Genomic DNA, 23,373 nt, shown 5'->3' on the forward strand with positions numbered 1-23,373 from the left:
CGCATGAGCAGCTACTGCGATATCGCCCCCGGGCACCCGGTGCACGGCCACTACCACGACCACGAGTACGGCGTGCCGCAACGCGCCGAAGCCGACCTGTTCGAGCGGCTGGTGCTGGAGATCAACCAGGCCGGTCTGAGCTGGGAGCTGATGCTGAAGAAGCGCGCCGGCTTCCGCGCCGCCTACGCCGGCTTCGACGTGGACACGGTGGCGGCCTTCGGCGAGGCCGACGTGCTGCGCCTGCTCGGCGATGCCGGGATCATCCGCAACCGGCTCAAGGTGCAGGCGGCGATCCACAACGCGCAGGTGATCCAGCGCCTGCGGGCCAGCCACGGCAGCTTCGCCGCCTGGCTGGACGCGCAGCATCCGCGCAGCAAGGTCGAGTGGATCAAGCTGTTCAAACGCACCTTCCGCTTCACCGGCGGCGAGATCACCGGCGAGTTCCTGATGAGCCTGGGCTACCTGCCCGGCGCGCACCGCGAAGATTGCCCGGCGTTCGCGCGCATCGCGCAGCTGGATCCGCCGTGGATGCGCAGCGCATGAACGGCGCCGCAGCACCTGCTGCGCCTGCACGCTTCGCCGCCGCACCACGGTGGATGCCACGGATACGGCCGACATCGTGGGCGACGGCGGCGCTGCTCGCACTGGCCGCATGCCCGGCGCCCGCGCATGCGGCCGCCCCCGGGACGGCGACGCTGCCGCAGGTACTCGAGCAGCTGCGCCGCGAGATCGAGGCCGAACCGGCCAGCAACCCCACGCCGATCGACACGGTGCTACAGCGCCATGAGGACACCACTGGCGTGAGCTTCGACCTCGCCGCAGCGGGCGCCGCAGCCGCGCCACTCGTGCAACCGGCCGGCGTCACCGCAGACGAATGGCAAGCGGTGCGCACATACATGGGTGACGCCGGCACCGCGCAGGACGACGTTTCCGAAAACGGCGACGACCACTACACCCTGCTCGATCTTGACGAAGACGGGCAACGCGATCTGGTGATCACATCCTATGTCGGCGGCACTGGCCTGTTCACCGAGATCACCGTGCTGCGCCGCGACCCCGTACACGGCTTCCTTGCCCTGCCCAACACCGCACCCGACACAGCGCCGGCGACAGGCACCTTCAGCATCAACGGCCGCGGCAGCGATCAGACCCTGTACTGGCTGCGCATCGACGGCCGCAGCTATGCCGCCTATCGCGACGGCGACTACTTCCAGGACACGCTGACGCTGTCGCGCCCGCTATCGCCGCTGCCGCAAGAGCACAGCAGCTCCCGCGTGCTGCAGGTGCGCTACCGCTATCGGCATACGCTGGCGCCTGCGCCAGATACTGCGAACGCCACGACCGAAGAGCAGGACGCCGCACGCTGGCTGACGCAGCACCCGCAACTGCGCGCGGTCGCGGACCGGGAGTTGCAGCGCCTCGGCTTCGACGCACAGGGCCGGCAACGCCGGCCGAACCCGGACGCGCGCTGCCCGGTTCCAGCAGCGACCAGCGACCCCGAAGAACGCGCGCAATGGCCGTGGCACGGGCCCGGTCACTATACGTTCGACTATGTCGCCGACATACGCCTGCGGCACGGATCGGATTGCTACAGCGCCAGCATCGTCGCCTTCCGCAGCAGCAACCTGACCTCCTACGCTGCCTGCTGTGCGCTGTGGCTGTACGCCGCGCCCGGCGAGCAGGCGGTGACCTTGCCGCTGCTGTCCAAGCGCGAGCGCAGCAGCGTCAGGCTGACCACGGCGGCACCGCCCGCGCAGTGAACGTGGGCGGATTACCGCGGCTCCGTCGCCACCTGCTCGCGCGCGATGCAACGGAAATGCGCCCCCGCTGGGTCACGCCGGAAACGGCGGCGTTGGCAAGCGAGCACGGATGGTGCGGGGGGCAGCCCCATACCGCCGGCAAGTGGTTGGCGTTGAAGGAATCTGAGCGCCGGCGTCCTCTACCGCTCGCGCACGGCGTGGCGGTCGGCATCACCCCGCCAGCCGCGCCTGCCAGAACGGCGCCTGCGCCCAACGCCGCTCGCGCGCGTACAGCGCCCCGCGTTCGCGCAGGTAGGCGCGGAAGCGCGCGAACACGCCCTCCTGGTACGCCGCCAGCGGCGCCGGGCCGGCACCCTGCAGATGCGCTGCCAGTGCGTGCGCGGCGGCCTCGCCGTCCTGCAGGGCCTTGACGATGCCGTGCGCGGTCAGCGGATCGTAGGCGCTGGCCGCGTCGCCCACTGCCAACCAGTCGGCGCCCACCACGCGGCTGAGAATCGCCGACGGCCCCAGTGCGGCGATCAGGCCATCGGCCTCGGGTGCGCACGCCGCGCCCTGCGCCAACCACTGCGCGACATGCCGGGTCTGGTGCGCCACCCCCAGCCACACGTCGCGGTCCAGGTACTGCCGTTGCCGGCGCGGCTCCAGCGCCAGGGCCAGCATCAAGCGCTCATGCGGCAACTTCGCCGCATACCACCAGCCGTCGGCGCAGGCCTCCAGCAAGGCCTGCGACGGAATCGCCTCGGCCCGCTCCAGCGCGAACACACCGGCGACGAAGGCCAGGCAATCCACCTCGTTGCGGGCAACGCCCAGCCGCCGCACCGCCGCGGCGGCGATGCCGCTGGCGTCCACCAGGAACCCGGCGCGCAGCCGGCGCACGCCGCCCTGCTCTTCGTGCAGTTCCAGCACGTGATCGCCATCGGCGGCGCGGCCGACCGCGCCCAGGCGCAGGCCGCGCAGCAGCGTGCCGCCCTGCGCCGGCACCGCCGCGGCCAGCATCGCGTCGAAGGCGGCGCGGTCCACGTGCCAGCCCTTGCCCTGGCCGGCGACGATGAAATCGTTGTAGCCCAGCTCCGGCCGGCCCCAGCTGGCGCAACTGCCGGCCGAGGCCAGCGGCCGCTGCGCCAGGAACGCGTCCCACACGCCCAGCCGCTGCAGCGCCGCACTGGCGGTCGGCGCCAGCGCCTCGCCCAGCCGCCAGCCTGCGGCGCGGCCCATGTCGACCACGACCACGTCCCCGACCCCGCGCGCGGCCAGCGCCAGCGCCGTGGCGCAGCCGGCCGCGCCGCCGCCGACGATGGCGACGGCGCAGCGGTCGTGCGCGCTCATCGGCGTGTCCCGTCCAGAGACGTCCATCTGCTCCCGAGGTCCGGGCTCATCACACCTTCGGATCGACCGGCATGTTCGCCATCGGCCACGGCGCCACGAACTCCTGGCCCGGATCGAACTGGCTCGCCACTTCGAGGAACAGCTCGGCCGGGTACGGCGGCTTGCCGGAAACCTGCGCGATCTGCGCGCCACTGATGACGAAGCCCACCTTGGACCAGTTGGCGACGAAGTCCGCGTACGCCTGGAAGCGTCCGGCCCTGGTCGGATACGGACTGTCGGTGCCTTCGCCACGCACCGAATAGACCTGCGGCCCCAGGTACCAGGTGTCGTCGTCGGGGTCGACCTGGCACAGCGCCGCCGGGTAGACCGCGAACGGCCGCTCGGCCGGCCACGACCAGAACAAGGTGTTGTTCGGATTGACGGTCTGCTGCCCCGGATTGGGATCGGGCAGATGGGTGGCGCAGGAGTTGTAGTCGGTGTGCCAGGGCACCGACATGAACTTGGACAGGTCGCCCGGCTCCACCGGATGCGTTTGCAGCGGCACATAGCCGAAGCTCAGGAACGCGCTGCCCTGATTCGCTTTGCTGTAGTCCAGCGGCGCCTGGTTGATGCGGAACGGCCCGCAATCCTGGGCCTTCCAGTCCTGCACGTAGAGATTGACGTCGCGGATCGGGAACGACACCTCGATGCCCGGGCTGTAACGCCCGCCCAGGCAGTTCTGCAGGGTGACCCGGTCCAGCGCTTCGCCAGGGCCCAGCACAGGTGCGCCGCCCTGCACGTAGTTCTTGCCGTGCCACTGGCTCAGCAGGAAGTACTGGGTGGAACTGACGCTGAGAAAGCTCTTCTGCGCATCGCCCAGCGACAGCGGCATCATCGGCGAGCCGGTCTCGGTGTCGGCGGCGGAGGCCGGGTCGCGGATCAGCGTCTTCAGGTTGGGAATCTTCGCGCTCGGATCGTCGGTGGGCTGGATCTGCCCGATCATGTCGTGGCCCTTGACCGCTCCCGACGGCAGATTGGTGTTCCAGCGCTGCAGCATCGCCGCGTGGAAGATCGGCTGGATGTCGTCGCTGAAGGATGGCTGGTAGGTGGCGACGAACGCGTTGTTGGCATACAGCGACGGCACCAGGCCCAGTGCGCGCACCCACACGTCGTAGACGTCGTCCCAGGTGGACACCACGTTGCGGGTCTGCGGCGCATAGCCCGGATCGCCGGTGACGTACCAGGCACCCTGCACGCTGGCGGTGGATCCGTCGTTGAAGATCAGCACGGCATTGACCGGGCCATCGGCCGCGTCGTCGTACCACAGGCCGTTCTCGGTCGCGTCCTCCAGCGGCGGATAACTGCCATCGGCCCCGATCACTGCCGAGGTGCGGGCGAAGCCGCCGGCCACGATCAGCGCACCGTTGGCCTCCACGCGCATGTCGCCCAACGAATCGAGTTTGCCGAGCGGTTCGTGCAGCGTATGGAACATCGAGGGAAAGCTGACCGGATAGGCCGGCTGGGGGTGGATCGTGCCGCTGGCATCGGCGTAGCTGGCGGTGCTGGTCATGTCGAAGCCAACCACGGCGCTGCCCGCCGCGGCGGCGCTGAGCGCGCGCGGACCCGGATCGATCACCAACTGCCGCAGGCGCGTCGGATCGTTGGGATCGGCCGGATCGGCCGCGCCCGGGTAGTCCGGATTGCGCAGCTCCAGCACGCCGGGCTCCTCGTAGGCGCCGATGCCGCGAAACTGGCCACCCTGGCTCACCGTCGAATAGTTGTTGAGCTTCTTGTTGGCCAGATGCACGGTCCACACGATGTCCTTGACCGTCTTGCCGTCGATCGTGCTGCCGACGTCCACGCGCACGCCGCCGCCATTGGGATAGCTGCCGGAACTGCCGCTGGGGTAGGCGTAGATGTGGAAGCGTGCGGCCTGGCGCTTGACGTTGCCGGCGGCGTCGCGGAACTGCTCGGCGGTGATCGGCGTGGACTCGGTGCCGGGCTGCACCGGCAGCCCGCCCATCAGCCCGTCGGCACCGCGGGTGCCGGCCGCGGTCACCGGTGCGAGATAGAACTCCTGGCTGTCGCCAACGCGGCCGATGCCGATTGCCGGATGCACGCGAAACACGTTGCTGGTCATGGTGACTTGCTCCTGATCCGGATGAGAGGGGCGCGCCTCAGCGCGGCGTGGCCGGCCGCGCCGCCGGCGGGGCCTTCTGCGGCAACTGCGCCTGGAAGTAGTCGTTGATCACCACATGGCTGATGTTGACGTTCAGCCCCGGCAACGACTGCGCGCGCGGATCGGGCGAAATCACCTGGGTGGTGTTGTGGCAGGCGAAGCAGTTGTTCTGCGTGCTCTGCACCTGGGTGAAGGTCTCGATGGTGGAATTGGACAGCTTGATCGAGCCGGTGAGCAGCGGCGGCGCACCTTCGGGTGTCGGCGAGGGAATGCATTCCAGGGCCGAACCCGGCTGGAACGTGCAGTTGGGCGCCAACGCATCCTTGGCCACGAACCAGATCGCGCCGACCTCGAAGTAGTTCTTCCACACGTCGTTCAACTGGCTCTGCACCGAGGTGTTCATCGACTGGATGTTGGCGATGTTGCAGTCCTGGCCGCTCGGGCACGGCTTCTGCCCGCCGTACGGCACCATGCGGCAGACCTGGGTCACCGGGCTCAGGGTCTGGGTCTGCGCGTTCAAGGTCAGCGCACCGGCACCGGCGGCGTTGACGTTGCACTGTTCGATCGGGGTACCGGCCTTGTAGAAGGTCCAGTCCTTGTCGGAGACGGGCTGGCCCGGATTGAGCGACGTGTCCACATCCGGTGCATTGTCGCGGTGCTCGAACGTGGCCCAGATCATCTCCGGATGGCCGGCGACCGTGCCGCCGATGTGGAAGCCGACCAGCGCCACGGTCTGGGTTTCGGTGTCGCCGGTGGCGATGATCTTGCCCTTGCGCATGCCCAGCTTGGCGATCTGCGCCTGGCGGGTATAGAACGTGGATACGTCCTCGCCCGGCTGCACCACTTTCCACGCTGCCTTCAGGGTCATGCTGCCGACCGGAAATGCCGCCGTCGGATCGAAGGCACGCAACGCCTTCGGATCCTGCAGGTGATTGCTGGCGATGAACTGGCCGAACACGTCGTTGGAATGGATCGAGTAATAGACCGCGCGCCCATGCCGATCCACCAGCACGCCGTCCGGGCCCGCCTGATCGATCAGTTCGACGGTGCGCGCCTGCTGCGAGCGGCCGATCAACGGATCGAGGACGCCGTCGGCAACGCCGCCGATGCCGTCGCTGGACATGCTCAGGAAGCGCGGCTGCCCGCCCACGTCCTGGGTCAGCCACAGGAACGTATTCCACGACCACTGATGGAACTCGCAATTGCTGCTGGACGCGAAGCCCGCCGAATCCGGCGCCGGCGTTTGCGCATGCGGGAACCACGACGGCGCAGGCGGCCCCGGCGGCGTGCAGGCCGCTGCGCCTGGCGCGGGTCCCGATCCGGATCCCGCCACCGGCATGGGTGTCGGCGTGACCGTCCCGCCACCGCTGCCGGGCTTCGATCCCGACCCAGGATTCACGGCAGAGCACGCCGCGACCACCACACAGACCAATGCTGCGAATCCCGCACGTTTCATCGCACTGCCCCTCGTTCCGTGGAAAAGCTGTAAGCGCCGGCATCCGTCGCGGCGCGCCGGACAGGCGGCACCGCGCCGCCGCGCAAGCGCGGCGTCGAACATCGTGGTGAACGTCATGCAGGTGGGATCGCGCTCCCCGCGATCGCCTTGCGCCGTCCGTGCGCACTCATCCTTTCTTCGACAGCAGCATGCGCTGCGTCACACTTGGACAGCAAGGCTGTTTCGTAGACACCGCGGCAATTCCGTAGACACTTGCCGTCATGCACGGGCGACGCCGTGCCCAGCACAGTGCAGCGGCACGCCGATGGACGGCAGGCATTGCATGCATGTCCTGCATGACCAAGCGCAACACGGGCAGATCGCGCGACGTTCGCGCCCCCGCAAGGAACCCCGCGTGCTGCGATGCGCGGGTTGCCGATCGCGCGACGGCGACCGGCGGCGGACCTCACACGCCCATGTAGCGTCCGGCGCGGTGGTTGAACATCAGCACCAGGCTCAGCACCACCGCGCCGATCGCCGAGTACAGCACCTGCTGCGGCGCCAGCAGCCAGAACGCCACCGCCATCAGCGCCGCGTCGAAGCTCATCTGCACCTTGCCCGCGCTCCAGCCGCGGCTGCGTTGCAGGTAGACCGCGAGGATGCCGACGCCGCCGAGGCTGGCGCGGTGGCGGATGAAGAACAGGATGCCCAGGCCGACCAGCGCGCCGCCGACCAGTGCCGAGAACAGCGGCGTCATCGTCGCCCATTGCGCCCAGCGCGGCAGCAGGTCGGTCAGCAGGCCGCAGGCGGCGACCGCGACGAAGGTCTTGAGCGTGAATTCCCAGCCCATGCGCCGCACCGCCAGCCAATAGAACGGCAGGTTGACCAGCACGAACATCAGCCCGAAGTTCCAGCCCAGCGCGTAGTGCAGCAGGAAGGCTACGCCGGCCATGCCGCCGATCATCAGCCCGCCATGGGCGAACACCGCCAGCCCCAGCGAGGCCACCAGGGTCGCCAGCAGCATACCCTGCACGTCCTCGGCCACGCTGTGGCGCAGCGCGCGCGCATCCTGCACGGTGCCGGCCGAATCCGGCGGCGGGGTCAGCGGTCCGGCGGTGACGACGGTGCCGTCGTCGGGCAACGGGTCCAGGTCCGGACGCAGATCGGAATCGGGAAGGCTCACGGGAGGGGGCACAGCGTGGGGGGCGGTATTAGACACCAGGCGAGGGGTGGTTGCATATGAAACTTTGAAGACTCGCAGCGGATCGCCCCTGCCGCGTGTCGATGCCGGATGCCGCCCCTGTGGCCTCCCCGATTCCGCCTGGCGTTCGTGACCTATCGCTGCGGCAGAGCGATGTGGACGGGGAGGCCGACGGTCACCGCCCTCACCATCGAGATCACCACCAGCAGCACCACCGGCCCGGCGATGGCCAGCCACGTCCACGTCCAGGCGTTGAACCGCTCCGCCGCGCTGCGCGGCAGCCCGCGCGCCTGCTTGAACCGCGCCAGGCGCTGGTTGACCAGCACGACCGGCGTCCACGTCAGCAGCGTCAACAGCGACAACGCGGAGGGCCACGCGCCCAGCAGGCTCAGGCAGACATAGGCCAACGCCGGCCCCAGCCAGCCGACCAGTGCGCCACGCTGCGCGCCGACGATGCGTTCCAGCTCGCGAAAGCAGGCGAATACCCAAAGCAGCGAGAACACCGAGCGCCACACCGGCGAGATGCGTCGTCGCCCGGACAGCAGGCGCAAGGCGCGCCAGTTGCGGTAGAACCAGTACAGCGCATACCAGCCGAAGCTGGTCGCGCACAGCAGCGCCAGCTTGGCCGCCGAGGGCGCGAACAGCGTGGACAGCGGGTCGGCGGGTGCCGCAGCGGCCGCGGTGTCAGGCAGCGCGGCGACCGGGGCGGCGTAGGGGTTGTCGGTTTGCATGGCTCGCATTCTGGCGCACCGTCCCCTCATCCGCCCCTTCGGGGCACCTTCTCCCGGTGGGAGAAGGAACAGCTAAAGCCCCTCTCCCACCGGGGCGACAGGGTGCGGCCTGCGCGCCACTGGCGCGCGCCCGCTGGAGCGCCCGCGCCGCAAGCGCGGGCCGGGGCGCGGAGCGGGGGTTGGGGTGAGGGTACGGCGCGAAGCGTCTCGCAGCGCCAGGACGCACGAGGCTGCGCCCGTACCCTCATCCGCCCCTTCGGGGCACCTTCTCCCGGTGGGAGAAGGGAGCAATCAGCGCACAGCCACCGCGCGGCGCTGCCGCTTGTCCGCGTACATCTCCGCATCGGCGCGTTCGAGAAGTTCCTCCAGCGCCTCCGCGTCCAGATCCCGGCGGTGGCACAGGGCCAGGCCGAAGCTGGCCGACAGTGCGGTTGCGAATCCGTCGTCGTCGCCGGGCTTGGCAAGCGCACCGCGCAACGCGTCGATCAGCCCCTGCGCCCTCTCCGGCGTAGTCAGCGGCAGGTAGAGCGCGAACTCGTCGCCGCCCCGGCGCCCCAGCAACTGGCCCGGCCGCAGGCAGCGCCGGCAGCGCTTGACGAAGGCACGCAGCGCCGCATCCCCGGCGGCGTGTCCGAACTGGTCGTTGATCGCCTTGAGGTTGTCCATGTCGGCGACGATCACCGCCAGCGGACGCGGGTCCTGCGCGGCCAGTTGCAGATCGTTGAGCACCTGCTCCAGGAATCCGGTGCGCGACAGCGCCGCGGTCACCGGATCGCGCACCAGCGCATGGCGCAGCCGCGTGTTGTCGGCATAGAGCCCGGGGACGGCCAGGCCGAAGTAGCTGTTCGCCGCCAGGCTGATCATGGCGAACTGCAGCGCGAGCGCCTGCGCCTCGAGCCGCAGCAACGGCGTGGCCACGGCAATCAGCAGGCTGAAGGCCGCGATCGCCACCAGCGCCTGCAGCATCCCGTGGGTATGCACGATCCACAACTGGATCACCACCACCACGAACAGCGCGAACACCACGGCCGGCTGCCGCGGCAACGCCGCCGCCAGCGCCATCACCGCCAGGGTGACGCCGAGCAGCAACGCGAGCTTGACCAAGTAGGCAGAGACGCTTCCGGCCGGCGCGACCATCCCCGACAGGCGCGGGATACCCGGCTGCGGCACGATCTGCAGCCACTCGGCCAGGCGCAGCACCCCGACGATCGCCAGCGGGCCGAGCGCCAGCAGGCCGGCGTAGTCGCCGATCGCCCACGGGATCAACTGCGCCAGCATGCTCGGCAAGTCGATGGCGCCGGTGACGGCCAGCCCCGCGCCGCCCAGGCAGGCAGACAGCAGCGACGCCACACCGCCCCCCAGGATGAAGCAGGTGACCACACGTGGCAGGCTGCTCGAGGACACCCCGCGGCCGACCAGGCGCAGCAGCCAGGCCAGGCCGCCCCAGACGCAGAACTGCTGGGCGGTGAACAACAGCGCGTATCCCAGCACCGCCCGACCGGGGACGACGGGATGGCCGCTGGTGCGATAGAAGCTGAGCAGCGTGGCCAGCACGCAGGCAATGGCGATCGCCGGCGCACCGCGCCAGCCCAGCACCATGAACGTGGCCAGCGTCACCGCCACCGGCGGGAACCACAGGCTCGCATGCGGCTGATAGTCCAGGACCCGCGCCAACTCGAAGACCGCCAGCCACGCCCCCACCAGCACCACCGACAGCACCAGCAGCGCGCCGGGACGGCGCGGCGCCGCGACGCGCGTACGAAACGGCGCCTCGGCGTCCCTGCCTGTCATCCATCCGACTCCGCACGGCCACGGCCGATCGCCGAACCGGGGCCGACGAAGGCGGTGACCGAGCCGTCGTCGCTGCCGCCCACCACCACGGTGGCACCGCTGTTCAGCCGGATCGGCCAGCTCATGTTGTCCGTGCCATAGGACCAAAGCGCCGTGCCGTCGACCGCGTTCCATAGGGTGAACCCGCCGGGCGTCCCATCGGGATGGCCATCGGCCAGCCCCAGCCAGCGCCCGTCAGGGTCGAACGCCAGGCAGTTGGGCGAGTGCGCGCTGTGCGCGGTCCACTGCAGCGTCGCAGCGGTGCCGGCATCGGCGTACACGGCGACGACGCCACCGCCCTTGAGATTGCCTGCGATCGCGGCCTTGTTGCCGGCGCGATCGCAGGCCACCCCGTAGATGGTGGTGGCGCCCTCGGGCACCGTCTCGGTCCAGGCCGGCCCAGGCGTTTTCTGGAACGCCGCCACGTCGAACGCGTACAGCGTGCCGTCGCTGGCGCCGGCATAGGCCCTGCGCCCATCGCCGGACAGCACCGCGCCGTGGGTGTAGGCGCCGTTGGGCAACTGCCAGCGCGCCAGGGCCGTCGCTTGTCCGGACGTGATCGAGAACAGGACGATCTCGCCGTGATAGCTGGCCACAAGCCCGGTGGCACCGTCTGCGGCGATGCCCGTGGCGACCACGGTGTCGCCCTTGCCGCTCAGGGCGATGCACACGGGCGCACCGAAGGACGCGTCGCCCTCGCGGCAGAACAGATAGCCCTGCTCGGCCCCGGCCAGCAACGTTTGCCCACGCGCGTCCAGCGACACCATGTTGCCGCGACCGGGGAGCGCATAGGACAGCAATTCCTTCCCGCCCGAGACCGCCCAGGCACCGATGAAGCCGGCGTACGGTTGCTGGCTCTTCCAGCCACAGCTGGCCATGGTGCCCCCGTCCCCCGCGACATCGACCCAGTACACGCCCTGCCAGCCTTCGAATTCCTTCTTCAGCAGCAGGTTGCCGGCCCCATCCCAGGCGTAGGTGCCGTAACACCCTTGCTGATCGTTGCCGACGTCGCTGCGCGTGGCAGCAGGCGCGATACGCTCGAAGACCTTGCGCTGCTCGACAGGCACTGCGTCCAGCCCGGACGTCTGCGTCGTATCGCTGTAATCGTGGAAGAAGGTGCCGGCGACGATGACATTGCCATCGTCGGACACCGCCACGGAATTGATGTAGTCGCCGGCATGCGGCTCGTTCGACCAAAGCACTTCAGGCAGTTCGTTCATGGCGGCTTCCCTCCCTTCGGCTGACGCGTCCACGATGGACCGACGACGGACGCTTGATTGAAAACTCGACACCCGCACAAGAACGCGAGACAACTGGCGCGATCCTGGTTCCGCACCGGCGCACCCTGCGGCCGGCCCTGCGCTCGCCCACCAGGCTCAGCGCACCTCGGCGATCTCGACCCCGTCCAGGCCCTGCGCCAGGGTGCGCGCGTCGCCGCCCTGCGCCAGCTTGATGCGCAGGCGCACCTCGTTCTGCGAATCGGCGTGGCGCAGCGCATCCTCGTAGCTGATCTCGCCGGCCTGGTACAGCTCGAACAGGCTCTGGTCGAAGGTCTTCATGCCCAGGTTGGTGGACTCCTTCATCACGTCCTTGAGCTTGTGAATCTCGCCCTCGCGGATGTAGTCCTGCACCAGCGGCGTACCGAGCATGATCTCCATGGCCACGCGGCGGCCCTTGCCGTCCGGGGTCGGGATCAGCTGCTGCGCGACCACGCCGCGCAGGTTCAGCGACAGGTCCATCAGCAGCTGGCTGCGGCGGTCCTCGGGGAAGAAGTTGATGACGCGGTCCATCGCCTGGTTGGCGTTGTTGGCGTGCAGGGTGCACAGCACCAGGTGGCCGGTCTCGGCGAAGGAGATGGCATGGTCCATGCCCTCGCGGGTGCGCACCTCGCCGATCATGATCACGTCCGGCGCCTGGCGCAGGGTGTTCTTCAGCGCGTTCTCCCAGCTGTCGGTGTCGATGCCGACCTCGCGCTGGGTGATGATGCAGCCCTCGTGCTTGTGCACGAACTCGATCGGGTCCTCGATGGTGATGATGTGCCCGGTGGAGTTCTGGTTGCGGTAGCCGATCATAGCCGCCAGCGAGGTCGACTTGCCGGTGCCGGTGGCGCCGACGAAGATGATGATGCCGCGCTTGGTCATCGCCAGGGTCTTGATCACCGGCGGCAGGTTCAGCTCGTCCACGCTGGGAATGCGCGTCTCGATCCGGCGCAGCACCATGCCGACCTGGTTGCGCTGGTAGAAGCAGCTGACGCGGAAGCGCCCGACCCCGGCCACGCCGATGGCGAAGTTGCACTCGTGGGTCTTCTCGAACTCCTCGCGCTGCGCCGGCGTCATCACGTTCAGCACCAGGTCGCGGCTCTGCTGCGGGGTCAGCGGCGTCTGCGTGATCGGGGTGATCTTGCCGTGCACCTTGATCGCCGGCGGCATGCCCGAGGTGATGAACAGGTCCGACGCCTTCTGGTGCGCCATCAGTTTCAGGAAGGAGGTGAAGTCGATGGTGCTCATGGTCGGCTCCTTCGGAGCTGAGAATCGGGAATGGAGAATCGGGAATCGCAGCAGCGGGCATCCGGAAGCGGGAAGGATGGGGCGGTTGCTCTTCCCATTCCCGATTCCCTATTCCCGATTCCCGGCCTCACTCGAACAATCGTTTGTCCTTGGCGTACTCGCGGGCCTGGTTGCGGGTGATCAGGCTGCGCTTGACCAGGTCCTGCAGGTGCTGGTCCAGGGTCTGCATGCCGTTCTGCTGGCCGGTCTGGATCGCCGAGTACATCTGCGCGACCTTGTCCTCGCGGATCAGGTTGCGGATGGCGGGGGTGCCGACCATGATTTCCCAGGCCGCGGTGCGGCCGCCGCCGACCTTCTTCAGCAGCGCCTGCGAGATCACCGCGCGCAGCGACTCGGACAGCATCGAGCGCACCATCGGCTTCTCGCCGGCGGGGAACACGTCGATGATGCGGTCGATGGTCTTGGCCGCCGAGCTGGTGTGCAGGGTGCCGAACACCAGGTGGCCGGTTTCCGCCGCGGTCAGCGCCAGGCGGATGGTTTCCAGGTCGCGCAACTCGCCGACCAGGATGATGTCCGGGTCTTCGCGCAACGCCGAGCGCAGCGCCTCGTTGAAGCCGTGGGTGTCGCGGTGCACCTCGCGCTGGTTGATCAGGCACTTCTGCGAGGTGTGCACGAATTCGATCGGATCCTCGACGGTGAGGATGTGGCCGTACTCGTTCTTGTTGATGTAGTCGATCATGCCGGCGAGCGTGGTCGACTTGCCCGAGCCGGTCGGCCCGGTGACCAGGATCAGGCCCTGCGGCTGGTCGATCAGCTGGCGGAAGATCGGCGGGCAGCCGAGGTCTTCCAGGGTCAGCACTTCCGAGGGAATGGTGCGGAACACCGCGCCGGCGCCGCGGTTCTGGTTGAACGCGTTGACGCGGAAGCGCGCCAGGCTGGGAATCTCGAAGGAGAAGTCGACCTCGAGGAACTCCTCGTAGTCGCGGCGCTGCTTGTCCGACATGATGTCGTAGACAAGCGCATGCACCTGCTTGTGGTCCAGCGCCGGAATGTTGATGCGGCGGACGTCGCCATCGACCCGGATCATCGGCGGCAGGCCCGCGGACAGGTGCAGGTCGGACGCCTTGTTCTTGACCGAGAACGCCAATAGTTCAGCGATATCCATACGCTGCTTTTCCCCTTGGGCTGCGACTGGAAGGATGATTCCCCGGCCGGCAGTATAGCGCCCTTCCCTTTGCCGGAACGCCGCCGTGCCCCTCTCTCCGCTGCAACAGATTCGCCTGGACATGGACCGTGCCGCCGACGCCGCAGGGCGCCCGCACGCGCAGTTGCTGGCGGTGTCCAAGACCCAGCCGGCCGAGGCCGTGGCGGCGCTGGCCGCGCAGGGGCAGCGCGCCTTCGGCGAGAACTACGTGCAGGAAGCGGCGGCCAAGATCGCCGCGCTGGCCGAGGCCGGACTGGAATGGCATCTGATCGGCCACCTGCAGTCGAACAAGGCCGAACAGGCGGCGACGCTGTTCGACTGGGTGCAGACCGTGGACCGGCCCAAGCTGGTCGCCGCCCTGGCCAAGGGCCGCGCGGCAGCACCCGAACGCGCGCCGCTGAACGTGCTGATCCAGGTCAACATCGACGACGAGGCCAGCAAGCATGGCTGCCAGCCCGACGCCGTGGACGTGCTGGCCGCGGCCATCGCCGCGCAGCCGGCGCTGTTGCTGCGCGGGCTGATGGCCATTCCCGCGCCATGGCCGGAGGCCGAACGCCGCATCGACGCGTTCGCGCGCATGCACGCCCTGTTCGCGCGGCTGCGCACCGCCCACCCGCAGGTCGACACCTTGTCGATGGGCATGAGCGGCGACTTCGCCGACGCCATCGCCGCCGGCGCCACGATGGTGCGGGTCGGCACCGCCCTGTTCGGCGCGCGCGGTCCGCGCGCTTCCGGCTGAACCGGCTGCTGCCGCGCCGCATTACCGCAGTGCCCGTGACACCGTGATGATTTGTCTACGGCCGCTTCAAAAACGATTCACCAACATCGGAATTCTGTCGTAGGCGATCTCGTTGAAAACCATAGAATTTCGGGATGAATGAAAGGTTCGCGCCGACAGCGCTTCCTGAACCATGCGACACGGTTGCAAACCGTTAATTCAGTCACGTTTCAGACGCACGCGCTTCGCTTCCATGGCGGCCGACCGCGGGTACTCCGCAGTCCATTGCCGAATGCGCTCGGCTCGAACGAGGTCACAGATGCAAGCATCCACCCGATTGCTGTTCGCCTCCTGCGTCATTGGTCTGCTGCACGTCCCCGCGGCCATGGCCGCGCCGACGGCGACGCCGGCCTGGACCAACGAAGAAGCGATGATGTCGCCCGCGGAAGTCCAGGCACGCACCGCCTGGCGCGAAACCATGGCGCATCAACCAACGCCGGCGGAAGGCTGCTTCCATGCCAACTTCCCCGATACGCAGTGGCAAACGGATGTCTGCAAGACCCTGACCCGCCGCGTGCATCCGATCCCGCACAAGATCCTGTTCGGCGCCACCGAGACCACCGGCAACGGCTACGACTACGCGCTGCGTTCCAGCAGCCTGATCAGCAAGGTCGTGGGCAGCTTCCCGCAGGTGACCGGCGTGACCTCGGAGAAAGGCGTGGGCGTGGCCTCCTTCGGCGGCGGCGGCATCCTCGGCCCGAACGAGTACTCGCTGCAGATCAACTCCAACTACAACGCCACCACCAGCGTCTGCGGCGGCCGCTCCGGCTGCACCGTGTGGCAGCAGTTCGTCTACGCCACCGACTACGAGACCCAGGGCCAGGCCGCGGTGTTCATGCAGTACTGGCTGATCGGCTACGGCAGCAGCTGCCCGAGCGGCTGGATGAGCGGCGGCGGTTCGGACTGCTACCGCAACAGCAATGCGGTCAGCGCGCCGGACGTGCCGGCCACGCAACTGGCCAACCTCAAGCTGACCGGTTCGGCCACCGCCAACGGCAACGACACCATCACCTTAACCAACAACGGCACCGCCTACAGCGTCAGCGCCAGGGACAGCGTGGTCAAGCTGGCCACCGTGTGGAAGGACGCCGAGTTCAACGTGGTCGGCAACGCCGGCGGTTCCAGCGCCAACTTCAACTCCGGCTCGTCGATCACGGTGAAGGTGGCCGCCACCAACGGCTCCACCGCCGCCCCGACCTGCGCGGCCAATGCCGGCAGCACCGGCGAGACCAACAACCTCAACCTGGGCAGCTGCTCGACGGCCGGCGGCAGCACGCCGTCGATCACCTTCACCGAGTCCAACTGAGTCCGTCGCGCCGGTCCGCATGGCGGCCGGCGCGTTCTTCCGCAGCGTGACCCGGACTGCGCCGCACCGCAGCAACGCGGCGCGGCGCAGCCGCTACCATGGCGCTCCCTCTTCGCGACGGTGCGCACATGGCTTCCGCTTCCCCCGATTCCCAAGCGGCCGATATCGCCTTCATCGGCGGCGGCAACATGGCGCGCAGCCTGATCGCCGGGCTGGTCCGGCAAGGCGCCGATCCGCGCCGCATCCGTGTGGCCGAGCCGGTGGCGGCGCTGCGCGAGGCCCTGTTCGCCGAGTACGCCGTCCACGCCGTCGCCAGCGCGGCCGAGGCCGCCGACGGCGCGGCGCTGTGGATGTTCGCGGTCAAGCCGCAAGTGCTGCGTGGGGTCTGCACCGAACTGGCCACGCTGGCGCAGGCGCAGCGGCCGCTGCTGGTGTCCATCGCCGCCGGCATCACCACCGCGCAACTGGACCGCTGGCTAGGCGGCGGCCACGCCCTGGTCCGCGCGATGCCCAACACCCCGGCCCTGCTCGGCGCCGGCGTCACCGGCCTGTTCGCCAGCGCCGGCGTCGACGCCGGCCAGCGCGCTCACGCCGAGCGCGTGCTGGCCGCCGCCGGGGTCACCGTATGGGTCGAGGACGAAGCGCTGATCGATGCGGTCACCGCGGTCTCCGGCAGCGGACCCGCCTACGTGTTCCTGCTCGCCGAGGCGATGGAAGCGGCCGGCATCGCGCAGGGCCTGCCCGCCGACACCGCGCGCACCCTGACCCTGCAGACCGTGCTCGGCGCGGCGCGCATGCTCACCGAATCCGGCGAGGCGCCGAGCGAACTGCGCCGGCGGGTGACCTCGCCCAACGGCACCACCCAGGCGGCGATCGAGACCTTCCAGCGCGGCGGCTTCGAGGCGCTGACTGAAGCCGCGATCGCCGCGGCGGCGCAACGCGGCCGTGCCCTGTCCGCCGCCAACGACGACTGAGCGCGGCGGGCACCAGACGGGCGCGGACGCTACTCGGCATCGGCGTCGCCCCCCTCGTACACTGCGGTTCCTGCGCGCCGTCCGCATCCCCCCGGGCGACTGCGTAAGACCTGTTGTTCGCCACGCCAACCCGGAGAACGCCGATGCGTGTCCTGCCCGTTGCGCTGCTGTGCCTGGCCCTGGCCGCCTGCTCGGACCAGGACACCCCACGCCCGGCGACACTGCTCGCCGCCACCCCGGCGCAGGCCGACTTCGGCACGCTGCGCGTGCACTACAACGCCTTGCCCACCCTGGCGATGAGCGAAGACGTGGCGCGCCGCTACGGCATCGCCCGCGAGGCCGACACCGCGTTGGTGATGATCGCGCTGCGCACCCTGCATGGCGGCGAGGAAGCACCGGCGGTGGGCACGGTGGAGGCAGTGGCGACCGACCTCAGCGGCCAGCGCCAGCCGGTGGCGCTGCGCGCGGTCCGCACCGACGCCTACACCGACTACGTCGGCACGGTGCGCAGCAGCGCCCACGACCAGTTGCGCTTCGTGGTGCAGGTGCGCAGCGCCGACGGCAGCGGCACGGTGCGCTTCACCCGCAACTTCTAGCGCGTAGCGCGCGTCCGCGTTGCGCAGGCAACACAAACCGCCGTAGCAGCGGCTCTTGTCGCCTGTTTGGGAACAGCCGCGACCGGGAATCCCCGGTCGCGGCTGCAACCGCGCCTACGGAAAGATCGATAGACCGACCGGCGCAGAGCGAGCGCGGTCAATTGTGGGAGGGACTTCAGTCCCGACGCGGTAGCGGCGGACGGGGCGACATTACACGCGCGGCTGCGCGCGCACGCAGCGCTCACTCCTGCGCCCAGCGCTGCGGACCATCGCCGTGCGCGGCCAGGGTGTCGGCCGGGTTGCTGAGCCGGCAGCGGCGCAGCGACAGGCAGCCGCAGCCGATGCAGTCGGTGAGCTGGTGGCGCAGGCGGGTCAGCTGCAGGATGCGCGCGTCAAGTTCCTCGCGCCACACCGCCGACATCCGCGCCCACTCGGCGCGGGTCGGGGTGCGCGCGTCGGGCAACTGCGCGAAGGCGGCCTTGACGCTGTCCAGCGGCACGCCGACGCGTTGCGCCACGCGGATCACCGCCAGCCGGCGCAGCACGTCGCGCGTGTAGCGGCGCTGGTTGCCGGCGGTACGCATGCTGCGGATCAGGCCCTTGCTCTCGTAGAAATGCAGCGCCGACACCGCCACGCCGCTGCGCGCGGCGACCTGTCCGACGCTCAGTTCCTCCTGCATCGCTTGACCTCGAGTCCGGTTGAGGTTGCATGCTGCACGGGCTGCACACGCCCACGCAAGTCGCCGCCGGCAGACGTCCACCCTTTTTCCCAGGTTCGCCGATGCAAGACCACGCCACCACCGCCGCTGCTCCACCCGCCCCTGTCGCCGCCGGCTCCGTGCTGGGGCCGGCCTACCGCGCCACCACCATCGGCATGGTCGCGCTGGTCTCGCTGATCGCTTTCGAGGCGCTGGCGGTGGCCGCGGCGATGCCGACCGTGGCCCGCGAACTGGACGGCCTGCGGCTGTACGCGCTGGCCTTCGGCGGCACCCTGGCCACCAGCGTGATCGGCATGACCGTGGCCGGGCGCTGGAGCGACCTGCACGGGCCGGCGACGCCGCTATGGACCGGCCTGGCCTGCTTCGTCTGCGGCCTGTTGCTGGCCGGCTTCGCCCCGTCGATGGGATTCCTGCTGGCCGGCCGGCTGGTGCAGGGCCTGGGCGCCGGCGCGATCTCGGTGGTGCTGTACGTGCTGGTCGCGCGGCTGTATCCGCAGGCGATCCGCCCGCGCATGTTCGCCGCGTTCTCCGCCGGCTGGGTGGTGCCGTCGCTGATCGGGCCCAGCATCAGCGGGCTGATCGTCGAGCACGTCGGCTGGCGTTGGGTGTTCCTGGCGGTACCGCTGCTGGCGCTGCCGGCGGCGGCGCTGCTGTGGCCGGCGCTGCGGCGCCTGCCGCCCGCCGCGAGCGCGGACGGCGCCAGCGGCGCGGCGCGGCGGTGGTCGCTGGGCGCTGCGGCCGGCGTCTGCCTGCTGTACCTGGGCGGCCAGCAGCGCGGGCTGTGGGCGGCGCTGCTGCTGCCGTCGGCGCTGGCGCTGTTGGCGCTGTGCACCTGGCGGCTGCTGCCGGCCGGCACCCTGCGCGCCGCGCGCGGCCTGCCCAGCGTGATCGCGCTGCGCGGCATCGCCGGCTCGGCGTTCTTCGGCTGCGAGGCGTTCCTGCCGCTGCTGCTGTCGCGCGAGCGCGGGCTGTCGCCGGTGTGGGCCGGCGTGGCGCTGAGCGCCGGCGCGCTCGGCTGGTTCGCCGGTTCCTGGTACCAGGGCCACTACGGCCGCGACGCCACCCGTCTGCGGCGGCTGCGGCTGGGCTGCACGCTGATGGCGCTGGGCATCGCGGCCACGGCGCTGGCGCTGCTGCCGGCAGTGCCGGCAGCGCTGGCGATCGGCGGCTGGACCGCGACCGGCCTGGGCATGGGCCTGATCTACCCGACCCTGGCGGTGCTGACCCTGACCCTGTCGCCGCCGGCGCGGCAGGGCCGCAACAGTTCGGCGCTGCAGTTGAGCGAGGCGATTGCGGTGGCGACCACGCTGGCGGTCGGCGGCTCGCTGTTCGCCGCGCTGCTGGCGTACTCGGCCGCCGCTGCATACCTGTCGACCTTCGCCGTTGCCGCGCTGATGGCCTTGCTCGGCCTGGGCATCGCCGGCCGCACCCAGCCCATGCCTGGCTAACGGAATGGCCGCGTGCGGCGCCTGCCGCGGCGTGGCGGCGTGCGCGACAAGGAGGATCGCTGAAGCGGCGATCCGTCCATGGCCGCACGACGACGCGGCCATGCATGCGCGTTGCGCACGTTCGGATGGTGGCCTGGCAGCCCCGCCCTAGCGCGCGCCCACGCCCCTGGCCCAGGCCTGGATGATGTCGGCGATGGCGCGCACGCCGTCGGTGAGGGCCGCCGGCCCTGGTTGCAGGATCAGCGGCGACTTGATCTCGAACAGTTGCCCGTCGCGCACGGCCGGCATCGCCGACCAGCCAGGCCGCGCGGCGACGCGCTCGGGACGGAAGCGCTTGCCGCACCAGGAGCCGAGGATGATGTCCGGCGCACGCCGCACTACCTCGTCGCCGTTGGCCAGGATCCGCGCCTTGGCCAGCGGCTGCACCGACAGTTCCGGGAACACGTCGTCGCCGCCGGCGATGCCCACCAGTTCGGCCACCCAGCGGATCCCGGTGATGATCGGCTCGTCCCATTCCTCCAGGTACACCCGCGGCCGCCGCGGCAAGGTGGCGGCCTGCGCGGCGATGGCATCGAGGCCGCGCTGCAGTTCGTCGGCGTAGGCATTGGCGCGCGGCCCGGCGCCGACCAGCGCGCCGAGCCGGCGGATGTAGTCGAGGATGCCGTCGACACTGCGATGGTTGGCGATCCACACCTCCACGCCGTGCCGTACCAGTTCGGCGGCGATGTCGGCCTGGATGTCGGAGAAGCCGATGGCGAGGTCCGGCTGCAGCTTGAGGATCTCGCCGATCTTGGCGCTGGTGAAGGCGCTGACCTTGGGCTTGTCGCGGCGCGCCTGCGGCGGGCGCACGGTGAAGCCGCTGATGCCGACGATGCGCTGCTGTTCGCCGAGCGCGTACAGCGTCTCGGTCGGCTCCTCGGTCAGGCAGACGATGCGCTGCGGCCCCACGCTCAGTGCGCCCCGCCCGAGCACGCGCGCACCGCGGCGGCGGTGCCGCGGCAGGCGGGGCCGGCGCCGCTCACGGGAACAGCATCCGCTTGCTCCAGTGGCCGGCGGCGTCGGCCTCGTAGCGCCAGCGCTCGTGCAGGCGGTACTTGGCGCCGTACCAGAACTCGAAGCTGCGCGGCACCACGCGGAACCCGCCCCAGCCGTCCGGGCGCGGCACCTCGCGGCCCTCGAAGGTGGCCTCGGCCTTGGCCACGCGTTCCTCGAATTCCTCGCGCGATGCCAAGGTGCGCGACTGCGCCGAGGCCCAGGCGCCGATCTGGCTCATGCGCGGGCGCGAGGCGAAATAGGCATCGGCCTCGGCCGCGGCGACCAGTTGCACCTCGCCGTCGATGCGCACCTGCACCCCGTCCTCGCGCATGCGCCGCCACAGGAACAGCAGCGAGGCCTGCGGATTGGCCTGCAGCTCGCGGCCCTTCTGGCTGTCCAGGTGGGTGTAGAACACGAAACCGCGCGCGTCGTAGGCCTTCAGCAGCACCACCCGCGACGAAGGGCGCGCCTCCAGCGTGGCCGAGGACACGACCATGGCGTTGTATTCGGCCTCGTCGCTGGTGCGCGCCTCGGCGAACAGGTCGGCGAACGTGGACAGGGCTTCGGCGTAGAGATCGGGCATGGCGACAGGCACTCGGCGGACGATGCGCCATTGTCGCGCCATGCACCGCGCGACGCACGCTTCGCCGCGCGAGGCCCCGCGCACGCGCCCGCGCGGCGCGCGGGGCGGCGTCGGTCTCTGCTAGCATCGGCGGATGAATCCCGCCCCCAACCTGGTGCTGGTCGGCCCGATGGGCGCCGGCAAGAGCGTCATCGGTCGCCGCCTGGCCGAGCGCTTCGGCCTGGTCTTCGTCGACAGCGACCAGACCATCGTCGAGCGCACCGGCGCCAGCATCGCCTCGCTGTTCGAGCACGCCGGCGAAGCCGGTTTCCGCGAACACGAGCGCGCGGTGCTGGAAAGCATCCTGAGCACGCCCGGCCACCTGATCTCCACCGGCGGCGGCGCCGTGCTCAACGCCGACAGCCGCCGCGAGATGCGCGAGCACGGCTTCGTGGTGTACCTGCGGGTCGGCGTGGCCGCGCAACTGCAGCGCCTGCACCGCGACCGCAGCCGCCCGCTGCTGCAGCGCGGCGACCGCGAACAGGTGCTGCGCGATCTGCACGCGGTGCGCGAACCGCTGTACCGCGAGGTCGCCGACCTGATCCTGGACACCGACCACCTCACCCCGGCCGAGGCCACCGCGCAGCTGGTCGTGCGCCTGGCCGCGTCGTGGAAACTTCCGGAACCCACTGCATGACCGCAGCATCGCGCACGGTCCAGGTCGCTGGCGACCCGGCCTACACCATCCACATCGGCCCCGGCCTGCTCGACGACGGCGCCGCCCTAGCCGCGCACGTGCGCGGCCGCCATGTGCTGCTGCTCAGCGACAGCCAGGTGGCGCCGCTGTATGCCGCGCAGGTTCGCAGCGCGCTGCTGGCGGCACGCCCGGAGTTGCAGATCGGCGACTTCGTGATCCCCGCCGGCGAGGCCTCCAAGACCCTGGACCACTTCGCCGCGGCGATCGCCGCGCTGGCCGCCCTGGGCGCCACCCGCGACGCCTGCGTGCTGGCGCTGGGCGGCGGCGTGGTCGGCGACCTGGCCGGCTTCGCCGCCGCCTGCTGGATGCGCGGCGTGGACTGCGTGCAGCTGCCGACCACGCTGCTGGCGATGGTCGATTCGTCGGTCGGCGGCAAGACCGCGGTGGACATCCCGCAGGGCAAGAACCTGGTCGGCGCCTTCCATCCGCCGCGCGCGGTGCTGGCCGACACCGCCACCCTGCGAAGCCTGCCGCCGCGCGAACTGCGCGCTGGGCTGGCCGAGGTGATCAAGTACGGCGCCATCCGCGACCCGCTGTTCTTCGAATGGCTGCATGCCGAACGTCGCGCACTGCTGGCCGGCGAGCCTGCGGCGCTGGCGCAGGCGATCGCGCGCAGCTGCGAGCACAAGGCCGAGATCGTCGCCCGCGATCCGCTGGAAAAGGGCGAGCGCGCCCTGCTCAACCTCGGCCACACCTTCGGCCACGCCATCGAGACCGAACAGGGCTACGGCGCCCCGGACAACGCCAACCTCAACCACGGCGAAGCGGTGGCGGTGGGCATGGTGCTGGCCGCGGAACTGTCGGCGCGGCTGGGCATGGCCAGCGCGCAGGACACGGCGCAGCTGCGCGCGCTGCTGCACGACTTCGGCCTGCCGACCGCGCTGCCGGCCGGCCTGGCGCCCGAGGCGCTGCTGGCGCGCATGCGGCTGGACAAGAAGAACCTGGCCGGACGCCTGCGGCTGGTGCTGTGGCGCGGCATCGGCCACGCCGAGATCGTCCCCGACGTGGACGAGGCCGAGGTGCTGGCGGTGCTGGCCGCCGGCTGAA

At 70.2% G+C, this 23,373-nt stretch carries 21 protein-coding genes; 9 read left to right on the forward strand and 12 right to left on the reverse strand.

Going from position 1 to position 23,373, the window contains the following annotated elements:
- The first annotated feature begins 3 nt into the window (after positions 1-3).
- Positions 4-543, forward strand: coding sequence for a DNA-3-methyladenine glycosylase I (locus CEK69_RS08430; RefSeq protein WP_152245004.1), 540 nt, complete (start codon positions 4-6; stop codon positions 541-543).
- A complete protein-coding gene (locus CEK69_RS08435) occupies positions 525-1,760 on the forward strand; it encodes a hypothetical protein (protein WP_152245006.1) in 1,236 nt (411 codons plus the stop codon). Before CEK69_RS08430 ends, CEK69_RS08435 begins: the two co-directional genes overlap by 19 nt.
- 210 nt (positions 1,761-1,970) lie before the next feature.
- Here the strand turns inward: CEK69_RS08435 and CEK69_RS08440 are convergent, their stop codons facing one another.
- From CEK69_RS08440 to CEK69_RS08480, 9 genes are all read right to left on the reverse strand, one after another.
- Positions 1,971-3,086: an FAD-dependent monooxygenase gene (locus CEK69_RS08440; protein WP_152245008.1), complete on the reverse strand. Its 1,116-nt coding sequence runs from the start codon at positions 3,084-3,086 to the stop codon at positions 1,971-1,973.
- 49 nt (positions 3,087-3,135) lie between these two features.
- Positions 3,136-5,205: a LodA/GoxA family CTQ-dependent oxidase gene (locus CEK69_RS08445; protein ID WP_152245010.1), complete on the reverse strand. Its 2,070-nt coding sequence runs from the start codon at positions 5,203-5,205 to the stop codon at positions 3,136-3,138.
- Between the two features lie 37 nt (positions 5,206-5,242).
- A complete protein-coding gene (locus tag CEK69_RS08450) occupies positions 5,243-6,583 on the reverse strand; it encodes a hypothetical protein (protein ID WP_226975095.1) in 1,341 nt (446 codons plus the stop codon).
- Between the two features lie 562 nt (positions 6,584-7,145).
- Positions 7,146-7,862 carry a YitT family protein gene (locus tag CEK69_RS08455; RefSeq protein ID WP_053069717.1) on the reverse strand — a complete coding sequence of 239 codons (717 nt, stop codon included), beginning with the start codon at positions 7,860-7,862 and terminating at the stop codon, positions 7,146-7,148.
- Between the two features lie 152 nt (positions 7,863-8,014).
- Entirely contained in the window at positions 8,015-8,611 is a 597-nt protein-coding gene (locus CEK69_RS08460; protein ID WP_152245012.1) for an MFS transporter permease, read from the reverse strand.
- A 291-nt stretch (positions 8,612-8,902) separates the two neighbouring features.
- Positions 8,903-10,402, reverse strand: coding sequence for a diguanylate cyclase (locus CEK69_RS08465; RefSeq protein WP_152245014.1), 1,500 nt, complete (start codon positions 10,400-10,402; stop codon positions 8,903-8,905).
- Entirely contained in the window at positions 10,399-11,661 is a 1,263-nt protein-coding gene (locus CEK69_RS08470) for a WD40 repeat domain-containing protein (RefSeq protein WP_152245016.1), read from the reverse strand. The genes CEK69_RS08465 and CEK69_RS08470 overlap by 4 nt, the downstream gene beginning before the upstream one ends.
- A 156-nt stretch (positions 11,662-11,817) precedes the next feature.
- Entirely contained in the window at positions 11,818-12,948 is a 1,131-nt protein-coding gene (locus CEK69_RS08475) for a PilT/PilU family type 4a pilus ATPase (RefSeq protein WP_010344137.1), read from the reverse strand.
- Positions 12,949-13,075: 127 nt separating this feature from the next.
- Positions 13,076-14,113 carry a type IV pilus twitching motility protein PilT gene (locus CEK69_RS08480; RefSeq protein WP_010344138.1) on the reverse strand — a complete coding sequence of 346 codons (1,038 nt, stop codon included), beginning with the start codon at positions 14,111-14,113 and terminating at the stop codon, positions 13,076-13,078.
- Positions 14,114-14,213: 100 nt separating this feature from the next.
- On the opposite strand from CEK69_RS08480, the gene CEK69_RS08485 reads away from it, so the two are divergent.
- From CEK69_RS08485 to CEK69_RS08500, 4 genes are all read left to right on the forward strand, one after another.
- Complete coding sequence (locus tag CEK69_RS08485) at positions 14,214-14,891, forward strand: YggS family pyridoxal phosphate-dependent enzyme (RefSeq protein WP_255424814.1); 678 nt, start codon at positions 14,214-14,216, stop codon at positions 14,889-14,891.
- Between the two features lie 316 nt (positions 14,892-15,207).
- The gene (locus tag CEK69_RS08490; protein WP_152245122.1) at positions 15,208-16,236 is read left to right on the forward strand and encodes a hypothetical protein; all 1,029 of its coding nucleotides are present in this window, start codon (positions 15,208-15,210) and stop codon (positions 16,234-16,236) included.
- 128 nt (positions 16,237-16,364) lie between these two features.
- A complete protein-coding gene (gene proC / locus CEK69_RS08495; protein ID WP_152245020.1) occupies positions 16,365-17,210 on the forward strand; it encodes a pyrroline-5-carboxylate reductase in 846 nt (281 codons plus the stop codon).
- 143 nt (positions 17,211-17,353) lie between these two features.
- Positions 17,354-17,806: a DUF4426 domain-containing protein gene (locus CEK69_RS08500; protein WP_017909920.1), complete on the forward strand. Its 453-nt coding sequence runs from the start codon at positions 17,354-17,356 to the stop codon at positions 17,804-17,806.
- A gap of 241 nt (positions 17,807-18,047) precedes the next feature.
- Here CEK69_RS08500 and soxR read toward each other — a convergent pair whose 3' ends face one another.
- Positions 18,048-18,485 carry a redox-sensitive transcriptional activator SoxR gene (soxR, locus tag CEK69_RS08505; protein WP_152245022.1) on the reverse strand — a complete coding sequence of 146 codons (438 nt, stop codon included), beginning with the start codon at positions 18,483-18,485 and terminating at the stop codon, positions 18,048-18,050.
- Positions 18,486-18,586: 101 nt separating this feature from the next.
- On the opposite strand from soxR, the gene CEK69_RS08510 reads away from it, so the two are divergent.
- The gene (locus CEK69_RS08510; RefSeq protein WP_152245024.1) at positions 18,587-19,972 is read left to right on the forward strand and encodes an MFS transporter; all 1,386 of its coding nucleotides are present in this window, start codon (positions 18,587-18,589) and stop codon (positions 19,970-19,972) included.
- Between the two features lie 147 nt (positions 19,973-20,119).
- Here CEK69_RS08510 and CEK69_RS08515 read toward each other — a convergent pair whose 3' ends face one another.
- On the reverse strand, positions 20,120-20,920 hold the full coding sequence (locus CEK69_RS08515) for a cobalamin-binding protein (protein WP_017910875.1): 801 nt from the start codon (positions 20,918-20,920) through the stop codon (positions 20,120-20,122).
- Positions 20,921-20,990: 70 nt separating this feature from the next.
- Positions 20,991-21,590 carry a pyridoxamine 5'-phosphate oxidase gene (gene pdxH / locus CEK69_RS08520; protein ID WP_017910874.1) on the reverse strand — a complete coding sequence of 200 codons (600 nt, stop codon included), beginning with the start codon at positions 21,588-21,590 and terminating at the stop codon, positions 20,991-20,993.
- Positions 21,591-21,723: 133 nt separating this feature from the next.
- On the opposite strand from pdxH, the gene CEK69_RS08525 reads away from it, so the two are divergent.
- Together CEK69_RS08525 and aroB are read left to right on the forward strand one after the other, a co-directional pair.
- A complete protein-coding gene (locus CEK69_RS08525; RefSeq protein WP_010344147.1) occupies positions 21,724-22,266 on the forward strand; it encodes a shikimate kinase in 543 nt (180 codons plus the stop codon).
- Complete coding sequence (aroB, locus tag CEK69_RS08530; protein WP_043095755.1) at positions 22,263-23,372, forward strand: 3-dehydroquinate synthase; 1,110 nt, start codon at positions 22,263-22,265, stop codon at positions 23,370-23,372. Before CEK69_RS08525 ends, aroB begins: the two co-directional genes overlap by 4 nt.
- Position 23,373 lies beyond the last annotated feature (1 nt).

The sequence above is a fragment of the Xanthomonas sp. LMG 12462 genome (genome assembly GCF_009192885.1).
Taxonomy (GTDB): domain Bacteria; phylum Pseudomonadota; class Gammaproteobacteria; order Xanthomonadales; family Xanthomonadaceae; genus Xanthomonas_A; species Xanthomonas_A sontii.

Excerpts from the sequence above, each read along its gene's own strand:
- CEK69_RS08430 (WP_152245004.1), top strand. The coding sequence starts at position 4 with ATGAGCAGCTACTGCGATATCGCCCCCGGGCACCCGGTGCACGGCCAC.
- CEK69_RS08440 (WP_152245008.1), bottom strand. The coding sequence starts at position 3,086 with ATGAGCGCGCACGACCGCTGCGCCGTCGCCATCGTCGGCGGCGGCGCG.
- CEK69_RS08445 (WP_152245010.1), bottom strand. The coding sequence starts at position 5,205 with ATGACCAGCAACGTGTTTCGCGTGCATCCGGCAATCGGCATCGGCCGC.
- CEK69_RS08450 (WP_226975095.1), bottom strand. The coding sequence starts at position 6,583 with ATGCCGGTGGCGGGATCCGGATCGGGACCCGCGCCAGGCGCAGCGGCC.
- CEK69_RS08460 (WP_152245012.1), bottom strand. The coding sequence starts at position 8,611 with ATGCAAACCGACAACCCCTACGCCGCCCCGGTCGCCGCGCTGCCTGAC.
- CEK69_RS08465 (WP_152245014.1), bottom strand. The coding sequence starts at position 10,402 with ATGACAGGCAGGGACGCCGAGGCGCCGTTTCGTACGCGCGTCGCGGCG.
- CEK69_RS08470 (WP_152245016.1), bottom strand. The coding sequence starts at position 11,661 with ATGAACGAACTGCCTGAAGTGCTTTGGTCGAACGAGCCGCATGCCGGC.
- CEK69_RS08475 (WP_010344137.1), bottom strand. The coding sequence starts at position 12,948 with ATGAGCACCATCGACTTCACCTCCTTCCTGAAACTGATGGCGCACCAG.
- CEK69_RS08480 (WP_010344138.1), bottom strand. The coding sequence starts at position 14,113 with ATGGATATCGCTGAACTATTGGCGTTCTCGGTCAAGAACAAGGCGTCC.
- proC (WP_152245020.1), top strand. The coding sequence starts at position 16,365 with ATGGCTTCCGCTTCCCCCGATTCCCAAGCGGCCGATATCGCCTTCATC.
- CEK69_RS08500 (WP_017909920.1), top strand. The coding sequence starts at position 17,354 with ATGCGTGTCCTGCCCGTTGCGCTGCTGTGCCTGGCCCTGGCCGCCTGC.
- soxR (WP_152245022.1), bottom strand. The coding sequence starts at position 18,485 with ATGCAGGAGGAACTGAGCGTCGGACAGGTCGCCGCGCGCAGCGGCGTG.
- CEK69_RS08510 (WP_152245024.1), top strand. The coding sequence starts at position 18,587 with ATGCAAGACCACGCCACCACCGCCGCTGCTCCACCCGCCCCTGTCGCC.
- pdxH (WP_017910874.1), bottom strand. The coding sequence starts at position 21,590 with ATGCCCGATCTCTACGCCGAAGCCCTGTCCACGTTCGCCGACCTGTTC.
- CEK69_RS08525 (WP_010344147.1), top strand. The coding sequence starts at position 21,724 with ATGAATCCCGCCCCCAACCTGGTGCTGGTCGGCCCGATGGGCGCCGGC.
- aroB (WP_043095755.1), top strand. The coding sequence starts at position 22,263 with ATGACCGCAGCATCGCGCACGGTCCAGGTCGCTGGCGACCCGGCCTAC.